Origin of the sequence: Brevibacterium sp. S22 (assembly GCF_004745485.1) — a bacterium.
GTDB lineage: Bacteria > Actinomycetota > Actinomycetes > Actinomycetales > Brevibacteriaceae > Brevibacterium.
Genome location: NZ_RHFG01000002.1, coordinates 25,344 through 40,080 on the forward strand (window position 1 = coordinate 25,344; position 14,737 = coordinate 40,080).

The 14,737-nt window shown below is 62.1% G+C and carries 14 protein-coding genes; 3 read left to right on the top strand and 11 right to left on the bottom strand.

The window, feature by feature from the left end:
* The first annotated feature begins 46 nt into the window (after positions 1–46).
* The gene (locus tag EB835_RS02425) at positions 47–949 is read left to right on the top strand and encodes a LysR family transcriptional regulator (protein WP_135807900.1); all 903 of its coding nucleotides are present in this window, start codon (positions 47–49) and stop codon (positions 947–949) included.
* 49 nt (positions 950–998) lie between these two features.
* Positions 999–1,769 (top strand): class I SAM-dependent methyltransferase, encoded by a 771-nt coding sequence (locus EB835_RS02430; protein ID WP_135807901.1) that lies wholly within the window; start codon positions 999–1,001, stop codon positions 1,767–1,769.
* A gap of 106 nt (positions 1,770–1,875) precedes the next feature.
* On the opposite strand, the gene EB835_RS02435 is transcribed toward EB835_RS02430, so the two are convergent.
* The 3 genes from EB835_RS02435 to EB835_RS02445 all read right to left on the bottom strand — a co-directional run bounded on the left by EB835_RS02435 (position 1,876) and on the right by EB835_RS02445 (position 6,001).
* Entirely contained in the window at positions 1,876–3,312 is a 1,437-nt protein-coding gene (locus tag EB835_RS02435; protein WP_135807902.1) for an FAD-binding oxidoreductase, read from the bottom strand.
* 91 nt (positions 3,313–3,403) lie between these two features.
* Positions 3,404–4,768 carry an MFS transporter gene (locus tag EB835_RS02440; RefSeq protein WP_135807903.1) on the bottom strand — a complete coding sequence of 455 codons (1,365 nt, stop codon included), beginning with the start codon at positions 4,766–4,768 and terminating at the stop codon, positions 3,404–3,406.
* 108 nt (positions 4,769–4,876) lie between these two features.
* The gene (locus EB835_RS02445) at positions 4,877–6,001 is read right to left on the bottom strand and encodes a hypothetical protein (protein ID WP_135807904.1); all 1,125 of its coding nucleotides are present in this window, start codon (positions 5,999–6,001) and stop codon (positions 4,877–4,879) included.
* A gap of 15 nt (positions 6,002–6,016) precedes the next feature.
* Here EB835_RS02445 and EB835_RS20215 point away from each other — a divergent pair, with 15 nt between their 5' ends.
* Positions 6,017–6,181 (top strand): hypothetical protein, encoded by a 165-nt coding sequence (locus EB835_RS20215; protein WP_168216610.1) that lies wholly within the window; start codon positions 6,017–6,019, stop codon positions 6,179–6,181.
* Positions 6,182–6,356: 175 nt separating this feature from the next.
* Here EB835_RS20215 and EB835_RS02450 read toward each other — a convergent pair whose 3' ends face one another.
* The 8 genes from EB835_RS02450 to EB835_RS02485 all read right to left on the bottom strand — a co-directional run bounded on the left by EB835_RS02450 (position 6,357) and on the right by EB835_RS02485 (position 14,737).
* Positions 6,357–6,704, bottom strand: a complete 348-nt coding sequence (locus EB835_RS02450) for a helix-turn-helix domain-containing protein (protein ID WP_135807905.1) — start codon at positions 6,702–6,704, stop codon at positions 6,357–6,359.
* Positions 6,688–7,800 carry a tyrosine-type recombinase/integrase gene (locus EB835_RS02455; RefSeq protein WP_240688507.1) on the bottom strand — a complete coding sequence of 371 codons (1,113 nt, stop codon included), beginning with the start codon at positions 7,798–7,800 and terminating at the stop codon, positions 6,688–6,690. The genes EB835_RS02450 and EB835_RS02455 overlap by 17 nt, the downstream gene beginning before the upstream one ends.
* Positions 7,801–8,487: 687 nt before the next feature.
* The gene (locus EB835_RS02460) at positions 8,488–9,078 is read right to left on the bottom strand and encodes a cysteine hydrolase family protein (protein ID WP_135807906.1); all 591 of its coding nucleotides are present in this window, start codon (positions 9,076–9,078) and stop codon (positions 8,488–8,490) included.
* 18 nt (positions 9,079–9,096) lie between these two features.
* On the bottom strand, positions 9,097–10,209 hold the full coding sequence (locus EB835_RS02465; protein ID WP_205749841.1) for an alcohol dehydrogenase catalytic domain-containing protein: 1,113 nt from the start codon (positions 10,207–10,209) through the stop codon (positions 9,097–9,099).
* Positions 10,210–10,850: 641 nt separating this feature from the next.
* Positions 10,851–11,873: a VOC family protein gene (locus EB835_RS02470; RefSeq protein ID WP_135807907.1), complete on the bottom strand. Its 1,023-nt coding sequence runs from the start codon at positions 11,871–11,873 to the stop codon at positions 10,851–10,853.
* A 28-nt stretch (positions 11,874–11,901) separates the two neighbouring features.
* The gene (locus tag EB835_RS02475; RefSeq protein WP_135807908.1) at positions 11,902–12,771 is read right to left on the bottom strand and encodes an alpha/beta fold hydrolase; all 870 of its coding nucleotides are present in this window, start codon (positions 12,769–12,771) and stop codon (positions 11,902–11,904) included.
* On the bottom strand, positions 12,771–13,793 hold the full coding sequence (dmpG, locus tag EB835_RS02480; RefSeq protein ID WP_135807909.1) for a 4-hydroxy-2-oxovalerate aldolase: 1,023 nt from the start codon (positions 13,791–13,793) through the stop codon (positions 12,771–12,773). Before dmpG ends, EB835_RS02475 begins: the two co-directional genes overlap by 1 nt.
* Positions 13,790–14,737: an acetaldehyde dehydrogenase (acetylating) gene (locus tag EB835_RS02485; protein ID WP_135807910.1), complete on the bottom strand. Its 948-nt coding sequence runs from the start codon at positions 14,735–14,737 to the stop codon at positions 13,790–13,792. Before EB835_RS02485 ends, dmpG begins: the two co-directional genes overlap by 4 nt.

Sequence of the window (14,737 nt, forward strand, 5' to 3'; positions counted from 1 at the left end):
GCGCACACTATTGCACACGTGTGCGTGAAGTCCGTACAGTCGGGTGATGGACACCGTCACGCACCTCCAGTCGTTCAAGTCGGTGGCGACGACCGGCTCCGTACGCTCGGCCGCACAGCACCTCGGACTCTCGCCGTCGGCCGTGAGCCACCACATCAAACAGCTCGAGAGAGAGACCGGACTCGCGCTCTTCGCCCGACGTGGGCGAGGACTGTGCCTGACCGACACCGGTGCGTCCATCCTCGGCGAGGTCGATGCGGTGCTCGAAGCCTCGAGTCGGTTGCACCAGCGGATCTCCGAACTGCAGGAGAGCCGTATCGATCGACTCTCGATCGGATACTTCGCCTCGGCGGGCACGAGGTGGCTGCCCGAGCTCGTCGCCTATCTGGAGAACCGCTATCCGCACACCTCGGTCCAGCTCAACCTGAGCGAAGGACCGTGGGCGGAGCTGTCATCGGACATCCAGCTCGTCATCTCCTCGTCCACCGCGCTCGAATTCCCCGCCGAGGTGGACGCGTCCTTCCTTGTCGAGGATCCCTACGTCGTGGCCGTGCCCGACGATCATCCGCTCGCGCAGCGCTCGTCGGTCGGGCTCGGTGAGCTCGCCGACCACCAGTGGATCGACAACGACACCGGTGACGGACCCTGCCGGACGATTCTCTTCGACGCCTGTGCGCGTGCGGGGGTGCAGGTGAGCTTCAAGCACGAGGCTCACAGCTTCACCACGGCCCTGCACATGGTCAGCCGCGGGCTCGGCGTGACGATCCTGCCGCGCCTGGGAATCGATCCGCTGCCGGCAGGGGTGACGATCGTGCCGATCGCCTCGCCGGTGCCGATCCGATTCCTCCACGCGATCAGCGATCCCGGCCACCCTCAGCAGGCGCTCATCGCCGATGCGATCGGGGCCCTGCGGGACCTCGCCGTCGATGACGCCGCACGTGTCGCCTGAGTCCACGGCTGTTCGAGGGTCGCCTGAACCCATGGCCTAGCCTGGTGTCATGACGGAACGCGACGGCTCGGCCGGAGATGCCGACTACGGGGTCATCGGAGGCGGCTACAGGAACTACCGTCAGCCCGAACCCGCCTTCGCTGCGGCGATCACCGCGGCTCTCGGTGATGCGGCACGGGTCCTCAACGTCGGTGCCGGAGCCGGTTCGTACGAGCGGACCGACCGGGAGGTGACCGCGGTCGAACCCTCGGCGGCGATGCGCTCTCAACGGCCGGGCCACCTCGGTGAGGCCATCGATGCGACCGCCGAGTCGCTGCCGTTCGATGATGACGCCTTCGACGCGGCGCTGACGACGTTCTCCGTCCACCAGTGGAGGGATCTTGAGGCGGGCCTGGCCGAACTGCGGCGAGTGGCGAGAGGTCCGGTCGTCATCATGACGTGCGACCCGGATCTGCTCGAACGGTTCTGGCTCACCGACTACGCTCCCGAGGCGATCTCGACCGAGGCGAGGCGCTATCCGTCGATCGAGAGCATCGCTGCGGGTCTCGGCGGCTCGGTCGATGTCACACGGCTGCCGATCCCCCTGACCTGCGTCGACGGGTTCTCCGAGGCCTATTTCGGTCGACCCGAGATGCTCCTCGACCCCGGCGCGAGGAGGGCGAACTCCGCCTGGAGCTTCGTTTCAGACGAAGCGGTCGCACGCTTCGAAGCGGATCTTCGCCGCGACCTCGACGACGACACCTGGGACGCACGCTTCGGACATCTGCGGACCCAGCCGAGCTTCGAGGGTTCGCTCGTCCTCATCGTCGCCACGCCCTGACGGCAGTAAGTCAGCAGTATGACGGCGCTGGGCAGGTGGTGGGCGCTCGGCGCACGGCCGCTCCGGTCTGACGTTCGTGCGGGGTCGAGTCCGCGCCCGCTCCGGCTCAGATCTCGGCGAGCATCTTTCCCGGGTTGAGGATGCCCTGCGGGTCGAGGGCGTCCTTGACTGCCTGCTGGATCCTCCGTGAACCCTCGTCGAGTTCGTTCGGCAGCCAGGCCCGCTTGAGGAACCCGACCCCGTGTTCGCCGGTGATCGTGCCGCCGAGTTCGAGGCCCACGCGCATGATCTCTGCGAACACGTCCTCGGCCCTCCCCGTCTCGACCGCGTCCGAGGAATCGAAGAACACCGACGGGTGCATATTGCCGTCACCGGCGTGGGCAACGAGGGCGATCTCGAGTCCGGAGGAGGCCCGCAGCTCGGCCAGTCGGTCGCAGAACTCGGGTACGGCGGTGCGCGGCAGGCACACATCGTCGAGCAGCTGCCCGCCGCCGTGGGCGTTGGCGAACTTCTCGTAGGCCGGTTGGATCATTCGTCGTGCGGTGATGAGTGCCGCGGAGTCGCTGGGATCGTCGGAGTACGCAACGTCGAGGGCACCGCAGCGCTGGGCCACCTCGGTGAAGGCCGACATTGCAGCTTCCGCATCGGTCGGGTTGTCGTCGACCTGCATGATGAGCATCGAACCGGCGTCACCGTCGAGGCCGAAGTCGCCGTAGTCGTTGAGCATGCGCAGGCTTGCCCCGTCGAGGAATTCGAACAGGCTCGGCACCCCGCCGTCGGCCATGAAGTCGGCGACGGTCTGCAGTCCGCTGCGCTCATCCGGGAAGGTCGCGATCGCGGTGAACGGCTCGGGCAGGGCGGGCACGAGGCGCAGCGTCGCCTCGACGACGATGCCCAGGGTGCCTTCGGAGCCGATGAAGAGGTGACGCATATCGAGCCCGGCCACGCCCTTGGCCGTCTGCGGGCCGAGCGTGGTGATGGACCCGTCGGCCAGAACGACCTTGAGTGAGCGGACATAATCCCTGGTCACACCATATTTAACGCAGCAGAGTCCGCCGGCGTTCGTCGCGATGTTCCCACCGATCGATGACAGTGCCACCGACCCCGGATCCGGCGGGTAGGACAGTCCGAACGGGGCGAGGTGGTCCTTGAGGTCCTGGTTGATGATGCCCGGTTGGACGGTGACGAGACGTTCGGCCTCGTTGACGGCCACGACGTCCTTCATCTTCGACACGTTGAGCAGGATCGCCCCTGGTGAGGCGTTCGCGCCGCCCGAGATCCCGGACCGAGCCCCCTGCGGGACGACCGGCACCCGATGTGCGCTGGCGAACCGCATGACCTCTTGGACGTCTTCCGCCGAGGCGGCCCTGACCAGGGCGATCGCCCCTTCGCGCGGGCAGAACAGGGCTTCGTCGCTGGAGTGGGCGTCGATGACGTCGGGATCCGTCGTCAGCGCTCCGTCGCTCAGCCGTGCGGCGAGATCCTCGAGTGCCGCCGGGTCGAGGGCGGGGAAGTCGGGTGCGGTGGACGTCGGGGTCGTCAATTGTGCTCCTCGGATCGGTGGGGCGAAGGCGGACGGCGGGCGAGTACGGAACGGTCGGCCGCCTCGGCGAGGTGTGGTACCGCGAGGACCGTCACTTCTGCTTTGCGTCCAGGTTATCCGGTGCGGGAGCGGCCCTGAGGATGAGGGTGACGATGCCGGCGGCGACCATGGCTGCGCCGACGACCCACATGCCCGCATTCTGAGTGCCGGTAAGATCGGCCAGCCAGCCGGTGATGTAGGGGGCGAAGAAGCCCGCGGAGTTGCCGAGCGAGTTGATGAGCGCGAGTCCCGCTGCGGCTCCGGCTCCGGCGAGGAAGGTCTGCGGCAGCGGCCAGAAGGTCGGCAGGGCCGCGCAGATGGCCATGCAGGTGATCGTCACGGCGATCATCGTCGTGAACGGCGAGGACAGGTAGAGGGCGATCGGGATCGCCACTCCGCCGATGAACAGCGGCAGGGCGACATGCCAGACTCGTTCGCCGGTGCGGTCGCCGTGGCGGGACCAGAAGTACATGGCCAAGGCGCCGAAGATGTAGGGGATGGCCGTGATGAGGCCGATCTCGACGATCGAGTATTCGACGCCGAAGGACTCCTGGAAGCCGGCGATGATCGTGGGGAGGAAGAAGCTCATGGCGTAGAGGCCGTAGACCATGCCGAAGTAGACGAAGGACAGGGCCCACACGCGCGGCTGCAGCAGCGAGCGGCGGACCGGGTAGTGGAAGGTCTCTTCCTTGCTCCTCTCCTCGGCGTCCATCGTCGCCTGCAGCCAGTTGCGCTCTTCGGCGCTCAGCCACTTCGCATCGCGCGGACGGTCGGTGAGGTAGAAGATGCACATGATGCCGAGCAGAATCGCGGGCACACCTTCGATGATGAACATGAAGCGCCAGCCGGCGAAGTTCTCGAAGATCGCGTTGCCGCTGGAGATCAGCCACGACGACAGGGGCGACCCGACGACGCTGGAGAGCGGGATGGCGAGCATGAACAGGGCCGTGGCCCGGGCGCGCATCGAGGTCGGGAACCAGTATGTGAGGTAGAGGATGATACCGGGGAAGAAGCCGGCTTCGGCGACGCCGAGGAGGAACCGCAGGACGTAGAGCCACCCGTGGTTGGGCACGAAGGCCATGGCCGCCGCGACGATGCCCCAGCTGATGAGGATGCGGGCGAGCCAGATGCGGGCGCCGAACTTGTGCAGAGCGAGGTTCGAGGGCACCTCGAGGATGAGGTAGCCGAAGAAGAAGATGCCTGCGGCGAACCCGAACTGCGTCGCGTTCATCGCGAGGTCTTCGTTCATCCCGCCCGGCCCCGCGATGCCGATGTTCGTCCGGTCGAGGTAGTTGATGAAGTACATCGCGATGACGAACGGGATGAGGCGCATGAGGACCTTGCGGAGGGCCCTCTTCTCCAGTGCCGAATCGGCGGGGGTCTGTCCGCTGGTCGGCGGGCTCACCTCGGATGACATTCGATCTCCTTCGATCAGGTCGGGCCACGGTGGTGGCTCGAACTCGTGCCGCGTCGGCGGTTCGGTGCGGGTGCGTTATCGGGTGCGTTGGGGTACCGGTAGTCGGCATTATTCGCCAAGGTCGAGTTCCTTGCACTCCCGGGTTCTCAGCTCCGAGTATATTCCCCAGTCGGCTCGCGTGTTCGCTGAGTGACGCATCGCAGTGTTGACAGTGAATCCGGTGATGTCCGCGACGATGCTGGCTGGCAGCACCTGTACGAGGTGATCGAGTCTGGCGTGTTTGATCTCTCGAGCGTGAAGCCCGTGCTTGGCCAGATTGAACCTGACGCTGGCATCGCTTAGGTGCTGTTGCGGCATGACGCCCTCGAAGAGCCAGCCAGGTGGTGACCCTGCATAAGGCGGGCGGTCACACGTGTCGTCGAGGTAGCGCACAAGGAGCTCGGCGATCGGCGGAGGCAACACGACCGGGGTGCTGCCGAACTGGACCTTGACGTTCTCTCCGGTGAACTGGACATCGTCGCGTCTCAGCCGCACGGAGTCTCTGATCGGCTGGGCGAACACCAGTAAGAACAGACCGATGATCCGACTCGACATCGGGGTGGACTCAGTCTGGAGCAGAACATCGACCTTCTCCCAAACAGCGTCCTCAGCGATGGTGGCCGGCGATACTGTCGACTGGGCACGAGGCACGTCAAAGTGTTGAGTAATCCGGTGTCGGACCACCCAGGCAAGAAACCTCCCGATGATCAGATTCGGGTCGTGGTGAGCGAGGTAACGATCGACGGCCACCTGATTGAGTGTGGGGAGTTTCAGGTGATTCTCACCGAGCCAAGCAAGGAAGGCGGCGACCTTGCGAACCTCGGTGGCGCGGGCGTTGGCCACCCCCACGCTGATGGGTCGGTCGACCGGCCTGCGGCGCAGCTTCCGTAGCGTCTCCCAGTTGAAGAATCTCGTGATGATGATTGCGTACTCGGCTGGAAGGCCGTCGATGAGTGCTCTGCTTCGGAGCTCCAGATCGTTGAGTCGAACGTCGATCTCGGGCAAGGAGCCTGCAGCAATCAGCATCCGCCGGAAGTACCGAATACGAGTCGACCGCCCCAGCTCGTTAACTGTCTCGTGGCTGAGGGGTTTCGCACCCTGCGCCATGGCTCGAAGCGTGCGCCCAATTGGTTCAATGCGAAGCCACCGAACCGCCGAGCGTGGATCCCTAGCGCTGAGGAGGTGTTCGCGCAATGGCACGAGACGTGGATGCACACGGCCGTTGGCGTCAGCGAGGACGTCGTCGAGCCGGTCCTCGAGGCGGCAGCGCCCGCAGTGCGATCCGGTCAGATGTTCCTCGCTCCCGCATCGGTCGCATCCGAAACGCGACGGAACACCCGCGCACGCGGCGCACACGATCTGGCCGTCACCTGAGCGGAAGGCCAGAACCTTCATCTGGGCGCACGCCGGACAGGGTGCTGCGTTCCGGCGCAGGCGGGAGTAGCAGGCGTTGCAGATGCGCTGCTCGAGGATCTCGTACCTGGCCTTGACATCACGGCCACACGAATCGCATTTGCGTTTCCATCCTGGGCTCATGCCGGCGCTTTACTCATTCTGTGGGGCGGCGGAGCTTCGCAGGGATCGGCCGCAGCGTGCCAATGGAAGGCCCGGAGCTGCGCGGCTCACCGACGGCGCGAGGTACACGAGCTATAGCAACCGGTGCGACCTCGATGAGGTCGTTGGGTGTGCAGTCGAGAATGCGGCACAGCGCGGCGAGGACTTCGATGTTGAGGCGCTCCGGCGTCTTCGAAACGAGACGGTAGATCTGCTCGCGAGACAGCTGCACGCCCTGTTCGCGAAGCGGTTCAATGAGGTCGGTGGTCTGGAACATCCCCGCGGCGGCCATCACCTGCCGCAGCTGCCAGGCGATGGGACTTTGATCAGTGGTTGTCGGCATCATTTCCTCCGTAGATTCGGGCGAGTGCTCGGGTCACCATGCGGGTCGTGTAGTCATCACCGAGCGAGGTGTAGATCGCGGTGGTGGACGCGTAGGCGTGGCCTACTTGGTCCTGGACGAACTTCTCCGAGTACCCCCACTCGATGAGGTTGGTGACATAAGTATGGCGAAGCGCATGCACGCTAAGCTCCGGTGGAAGGCCCAGCTGGTCGCGGAGATCAGCGAACCTCGAGTTGATGTAGCGGACACTGACCCGGCTTCTGCGCTCCGTCGGCCAGAGCATGCCAGGCTCATCGGCGAACCGTGGCCGTGCGTGATCGACCCATTGCGCGAGCACTTCGGTCACCCAGCCTAGCTCCGGGACGGTCAGGACTGAACGCCGGCGCGGCCCTGAGCCTCGCGAGCCCTTGCCCCATCGGACCTCGACGGCGCCGAATCGGCCGAACCGAGGAGCAGCACCATTGGGGCGCAGGTCCGCGACATCGAGTCCGACGGCCTCGGCACGGCGCAGCCCGTAGGCGTAGATGGTCTTGAAAATCTGAGCATCTCGCAGTGCAGCAAGCGCACCCTTGCGTCCCTGCGTGAGGATGGTCTCGACTCGGGCATCCGCGGCGTCGAAGAACTGTTCGAGCTCGTTGTAAGTGAGCGCTCGGCGTTGCGCACGCCCTTCATAGTCGACGAGGTGCGCGGAGGTATTCCACTCGTAGCAGACCTGCTGAGGTGCCTGACCGAAGCGACGTTCACACTCGGAGGCCCACTCGTAGCGCCCGTCACACAGATAGCCGCAAAAGAGCCGGATGATCGCCTGGAAGGCACGGATGGTCGACCGCGCCGCAGCACGCGATCCCGACTTCGCGCGCGCGGTGTAGTCCTCGACGTCACCAGCTGACCACTCCCACGGATAGCGCCCTGTGAAGGTTTCGAATCGGCGGATCACGAGTACTCTGCTGTAAATCGTCGAAGCCGCAAGCCCACGACTGGACTGCTGATCGCTCCAGCCCGCGAGCATCGCGTCATAGACAAACTGCTTCTCATCCAGCGGCCGCACGTTCCCCAGCAGCCGCAGAGCAGTCGCACCGCTATTTCCAGAATTCACACCACCATTATTGCATTCAATGCATCATTGATGCACCTATATTCTGATGTCGAGGAGGCGGCATCGGACAATTGAGCGCCTCAAGCTGATCCGCGGTACCACGGGTAGTCGGGCACAGATCACTGTCGCACCTGTCGATGTTTCACTCCACAAAAGCGCAACAGCGCCGCTCAGCGGAAACCAGATCACGCCCCTGTCTGATCGAGCCGTCGACCTTGGCATGGTGGATTATGAGCTCAAGGCCGATGCGCTCCGATGAGAGCGCGTACCCGGCATCGAATGCACGTCACAACCCACCTTCGCTCTACCTTCCGTAAGGCTCGGAAACCTGCAAGCGATCGGGACATCCGCGCCATGCGAAGCGCGTAGGAGTACCAGCTCAGTTACTGGAAGTGATGTTAGACCGTGATGCGTTGCCCTTGAACAATGTCGGCAGGTGGTGCGGGAACGCGACGCTATTGTCTCCTGCCCCGTATGTCGTCGAAGCCTGTCTTGTGATCTAGTCGTTGGGGCTGATGCAAGGTTTGGTTGCATCTACGATGGCTTGCTCACAGCCCCGCGCGTAAGCGATACCGTCGGACTGATTCAAAACAGTAATACCAATTGCATCGGAGCCGCGATCTATAGCGATCGCCGAAACCACGGCTCCGATGTACGAATCTTTCTGTGCCCTAAGTTCCCCTGAGGTTAGAAACGCGAGATGATGTCATCCGCTGTAACTATCTCGGCGAACAGGCCCATCGAAGCGATCGAAGCAGAGTGCGCCCCCTCATCCGTTGAGGAACAGGCGTCTTCAACGAGAATGATCTGGTAACCGAGATCTGCCGCAGCACGCACTGTGCTCTCGACCGACACATTCGTAGCGACTCCGAAGACCACAAGAGTCTGCACGTTGCTTGCACGGAGCAGCACATCAAGTCGAGTGTTCGAAAACCCGCTAACACGCTCATGAGTAATCACGTGGTCGGAATCGGCGACAGGTATGCCCTCGAGGAACTCGGTCTGCCAAGTACCATTTGTGAGGCATCGTTGCTCTTCGACGATCTGGAGTAACGGGTAATTCGCTACTAAGTCCTCGTGGCCTGGATCCCACCCTACTCGGGTGAGGAAGACTGGGCGCCTCGAGTCATGAGCTGCGTCGATCACTTTCGCCGCTTTGGCCACAACCCCTCGCTCCGCAGCGCTGGCCGCGAAGAAGCCGGAGAACGCACCCTTGGCATGAACTACGTCATTCTGAAGATGGATACCGACTATCGCAGTATGTGCGAGATTGTTCATGTTGTACGACCCTTCCTGTTACTTGCCCGGACAGACGACGACATTGGTGAAACCACCCGCGCGGTTCTCGAGAGAGTCAAGAGCTTCGTTAACCTGCTCGAGCGGGTATACATCGTGATCGAACACGGAAAGGTCGAGCGTCCCTGCCGCGGCCATTGCGGCCATGTCTTGGCCATCGCCAACGGTGAACCAGAGCGAGGCAATGATTGTGATCTGGAAGCACATGAGCTGGAACATCGGCAAGGGCAGGTCCTCGGACATGCCCCCGATATCGGCCATGCGGCCCCCTCGACGCAGGGAGTGGATTCCGGCAAGTGTGATTTCCTTGGGGGCGCCGGGGCCGACAGCATCGACGAAGACATCGGCGCCGAGGCCACCAGTGTGTGACCGCACCCAGTCGCCGATCGGTTCGTCGCCGTGAGCGAGAGTGATCACGCGCCGGGGGTCGAAACCCCGTACTCTCTCGAGGAGTTCCCGGTTGCGTCCCATGACGAGCACCTTTGGTGCACCCATGGCGAGGGCGTTGAGCACGGCGCCGACTCCGAGCGTCCCGGTGCCTCCGTTCACGAGAACCGTGGTGCTGGATCCGGTGCCGGCTTTGCGTAGCGCGGAGTATGAAGTGCCTAGGTAGCCGAAGCGGCACGCTTGTTCGAAGCTCACCTCGTCGGGGAGGACCACGACGCCGTCGGCGGGGGCCTTCTGATATTCGCAGAGGCCACCCTCTGGATAGTCGTCAAAGATTTCTTGTGAGCCCTGACCGAAGCCGAAGTAACCCTGGAAAGTGTAGGCCGGGTCGTTGATTCGCTCACCTCGCTGAGAAGCATACGAGTCTCCCGAGTCACGGCCGGGATTGAGATAGACGCGATCGCCCACCTGGACATTACGCACCTGCTCTCCTTTATCGACAATGCTGCCAGCGGCATCAAGTCCGAAGATCGCGGGGAGCTTGGGTAGCGGGAGGAATGGGAACCATTCGGGATAGCTATTAATGACGTTGATGAGGTTGGGGACGAGGTTGCAAGCCTCGACCTTGATAATGACGTCCCGCGGTCCCGGCGTGGGCCTTTCGATCTCGTCGATGGACAACTTGCCGCCGATCTCGTGCAGGCGTGCTGCTCGCATTTTTGACATCCCTGGACTCCTTCGTCTATGTCAGATGGTCGGTGCTTCTCGACCCGGATTTACTGTGATCCGCGTCTCAGTCTATTTATTGGCATGCAAGCATGCAAGCAAATTGTTGGAAGAGTATTTCGTCGCCTGGAGGAGGCAGAACGGGAGCGGATGTACTTGCCGTCATCGACGAGCTAAGGAAGGTTCGCTGTTGCCTGCGCAAGGCAACAGCCACCACGATGTTGGCGACTACTTGGTGAGGAGTCTTTAGCAACTCTTGTTCTGGCGAGAGCGTCAAACAGACGCCGAGGTCGTATCGACAGCCAATAGATGAGGTGTTTGAGAGATTCAACGACACTGCTGATGCGGAGGAGTCGCAGGCGCCCGTGCTCAGTGAGTGACGGGACGCCTGCGAGGTGTGGTTGCACGACGCGACTTCCATTGTCCTCACACTGATCGGTCGACATCGTCAGTACGTGGGAGGATGATCACGAATACAGTGAGGATGGTTAGCTATCCAGCGGCGGTAGGTTCCTGCAAAACGCCTCTGGAAGAGCCGACGCCGGTTCTGTGAGAGCCGAAACTAGTCGTTTAGCACCCTGGCGGTGGCGAGAGCGCGCCGGCTGGTTCCGGGCAATCGCTCTCGCCGCCGCTAGCGGCCGTTACTTTCCGTTTAGATAGGGGTGACTGAGACCGGCACTGTTGGTTGTATCGCGACCGCGGCTACCGGGAGTGACGTCGATCGGGTCGCCATACCAGGTGAGACCCTCGGGGAAATCGACGGGCTTCCATTCGATAGCTTCCCAGTCTTCGTCGAAGATGAGGTAACCACCGGCGTAAAGTTCAACGCGGTGGTCCGAACCGGGATCGTGGACGTAGAGGTACATGGCCTGACCGATGCCGTGTTTGCCGGGACCGACGCCAAATGAAACATCGAGATCTCGGAGGATGTCGGCAGCGGTGAGAGCATCGGACAAGTTCTCGAGGTTGTAGGCCACATGGTGGAGTTGTCCACTCTTTTCCTGCGCGTTGGCGACAATCGCGAGGTCGTGCATCTGCGGGGTGACCGACGTCCACGAGGCCATCAGTGTCTCGGGGTGATCAGGGAGGTAGGCAAATTCCCTGCGCTTAAAGCCAAGCGTCTCTCGCACCCATGCTTCGGCTTGGTTGATAGTCGATGGCGATGTCTGCACGTTGAAGTGATCCAGACGCCTGACCCCGAGGCCGCGACGACGCGAGCTATTGGAAGGCAGCCTAGACTGAAGTTCATCAGGAGCTTCGGTCTTATCCATGTCAAAGTACAGCTCGAAGGGATGGTCGCCTCCGGGGAGCTGGAAACGGATCGCAGTGCCGCGACCGCGCTCGGTCCCAGAGGGGATTTCGAGAGTCTCTATCTCCTGACGCTGCAACTCTTTGTAGAAGAGCTCGACGTCTTCAGGCCGCTTGGTGCGGAAGCTATAAGAGTTCACGGCCGTCTCGTCCTGCTGGGTGAGAACGAGCGAGTGGTGGCGTAGCTCCTGGTAGGCGCGCAGGTAGGCGATATCTCCATCGCGCTCCACCTCTTCCATGCCGAGGATGTCGCGGAAGAACCAGAGAGATTTCTCGATGTCCTTTGTGCCGAGGTTTATGGCCCCAGCGTGCGAGATCTGAGGGCCTGGATCATACTGATCGGATAGTTTCGTCATAATGACTCCTTGATAATGTGATGCACTACTACTGGGCTGAGGCGAGGCCGTGAGAGGTGAGATACTGCGTCACGACAGCGTTGAAGTCCTCTGCGCGTTCCACCTGCGACCAATGTCCGCACTGGGAGAAGATATGAGCGTCGGCGTGTGGCACGACGTTTAAGATCTCCCAGGTACGAGACACTGGGATGACTGCGTCTTGCACCCCGTGAATGAGGAGTACAGGGATGTCGAGTTTCGAGAGCACGTCGAAGTCCAACGGCAGTTCAGTACGGTCGCGATCGCGGGCAGCGACGACCTCGGCAAGCCGATCTGAGGCCGTGTCGTTGACCGCGGACTGATAGCGCAGCTTCACGAGGTCATCGGTGATGAGAGTCTTGTCTACGACGAACAGCTCGAGGGTTTTACGAATGCCTTCCTCAGTGAGCACCGGGTTCGAGTGGCCCTTGAGTGCCGTGGTGAGCTGAGCTCCTCCGGTACCCATCGACACGATACCCAACAGGCGTTCTGGGAAATCGATAGCGAACTGGAAGGCAAGCCACCCGCCGAGGGAATTCCCGACGATCCAGGTCTTCTCAATCCCAAGTTCGTCAAGTACCCGGACCGCATGGCGCACCCACTCACGAATCCCGTACTGAGTATCGGAGGACGGGACACTTTGTCCGTACCCGATCGAATCGATCGCGATGCAACGGCCGAGTTTGCCGATCTCTGGGAGGTTAAGCCACCAGTTCGCTGCGGCAGTGACGCCCGTTCCTGAACCATGTAGAAACAGGATCGGAGTGCCCTCGCCAACCTCGTGATAATGGGTGAGCTCGCCGGGGGCGGTTTCCAACCAGTGGTCCTCAAGGCCGAAGAACGGGTCGGTGGTGTAGTCAGGAATCTTTACAGCGCTCATTAGGTGTCCTTTCGTGCGCCCGCGAGGTCGAGGGCGATATCGGTAATCATGTCTTCCTGGCCGCCGATCAGGTGGCGTCTGCCCACCTCGACAAGAATGTCGCGGGCATCGAGACCGTAGACTTCGCTTGCCTGTTCTGCATGTCGCAGGAAGCTCGAATAGGTGCCGGAGTAACCGAGGGTAAGAGTCTCTCGGTCTACCTGTACTGGTCGGTCGTGCAGTGGGCGAACGAGATCGTCAGCGGCGTCTTGCAACGCGAACAGGTCGGCAGTAACGTCCCAGCCTTGCAACTGCGCGACAGCAACGAGCGGTTCGATCGGAGTGTTCCCGGCCCCTGCACCGTGGCCGGCAAGCGATGCGTCGACCCGGTAGGCTCCTTCTTCGACCGCGGTGAGAGAGTTGGCAACTGCCAGAGACAAATTTTGGTGAGCATGGATCCCGATCTGAGTGCCCTCGTCGAGGACGTCGCGGTAGGCGTGAATGCGGTCTCGGACTCCGTCGATGGTCAGACGGCCGGCGGAGTCAGTGACGTAAACGCAGTTCGCGCCATAAGACTCCATCAGCTTCGCTTGCTGAGCGAGACTGGCGGGGTCGTTGAGATGAGACATCATCAGGAAGCCTGAAACGTCCATTCCCCATTCACGGGCAGTCTCGATATGTTGCTTCGACACATCGGCCTCGGTGCTGTGGGTAGCGATGCGCACCGAACGGACTCCCAGATTGAAAGCCTCTTTCAGATCGTGAAGCGTGCCGATGCCCGGCAGCAGCAGAGTCGTCAAAACGGCGTGCTCGACGACGTTGGCTGCAGCGGCGATCCATTCCCTGTTCGTATTCGATCCCGCACCGTACGTTAGCGAATTCCCGGACAGGCCGTCTCCGTGGGCGACCTCGATAGCGTCTACGCCTGCCTGGTCAAGGGCCTTCGCAATCTCAGCGACCTTGTCTGGGGCCATTCGGTGGCGAATTGCGTGCATGCCGTCCCGGAGGGTGACATCTTGCAGATACATCTGATGTGAGCTCATGCTGGCTGCTCCTTAGCGCGCTTCGCGGCAAGACTCTCCGCTGTGCGCAACGCGGCGGAAGTCATGATGTCAAGATTGCCTGCATAGGCGGGTAGGTACATGGCGGCACCTTCGACCTCGAGGAACACAGCCACTCGGGTGTACGCACCCGAGCGGCGCTCATCCGGGATGAGCTGGTCAAGTTCGGTCCCATCGTCGAGGAATTGGACCTGCTGTTTGAGGCGGTAGCCGGGAACATACTCGGCGACGCCTGCGACGCGGTCTTTGACTGCCTGCGAGATCGCTTCACGAGTAGCGTTGTCGGCACGGTCGATGATGACCTGCACTGTGTCGCGCATGATCACCGGCGGTTCGGCCGGGTTAAGTACAATTATCGCTTTGCCGTTGGCGGCTCCACCAACAACCTCGAGCGCGGTTGAAGTGGTTTCGGTGAATTCATCAATGTTCGCCCGTGTGCCAGGACCAGCTGAGGCTGAAGCGATCGAGGCAACGATTTCCGCGTAGTGCACCGGCACGACTGATCCCACGGCGGCAACGATGGGAATTGTTGCCTGCCCCCCGCAGGTGACCATGTTTACATTCGTCGCATCAAGATGCTCTTCGAGATTCACCGACGGCACCACGTACGGGCCGATGGCGGCGGGAGTGAGGTCGATGAGTTGCTTGTTGTAGGGGGCAAGCTTGGCGGCGTTGTGCTGGTGTGCGCCTGCGGAAGTGGCATCAAACACAATGTCGATCTCGTCGAACAGGGGGGACGCGATCAATCCGTCGACCCCCTCAGCGGTGGTCTCGAAGCCGAGTTTTTTGGCACGGGTGAGTCCGTCGGAGGTCGGGTCGATCCCCACCATGATCGCGAACTCCAGCGTCTTGCTGAGCCGCAGCACTTTGAACATGAGGTCGGTGCCGATGTTCCCTGACCCGATAATGGCCACTTTGCTGGACAT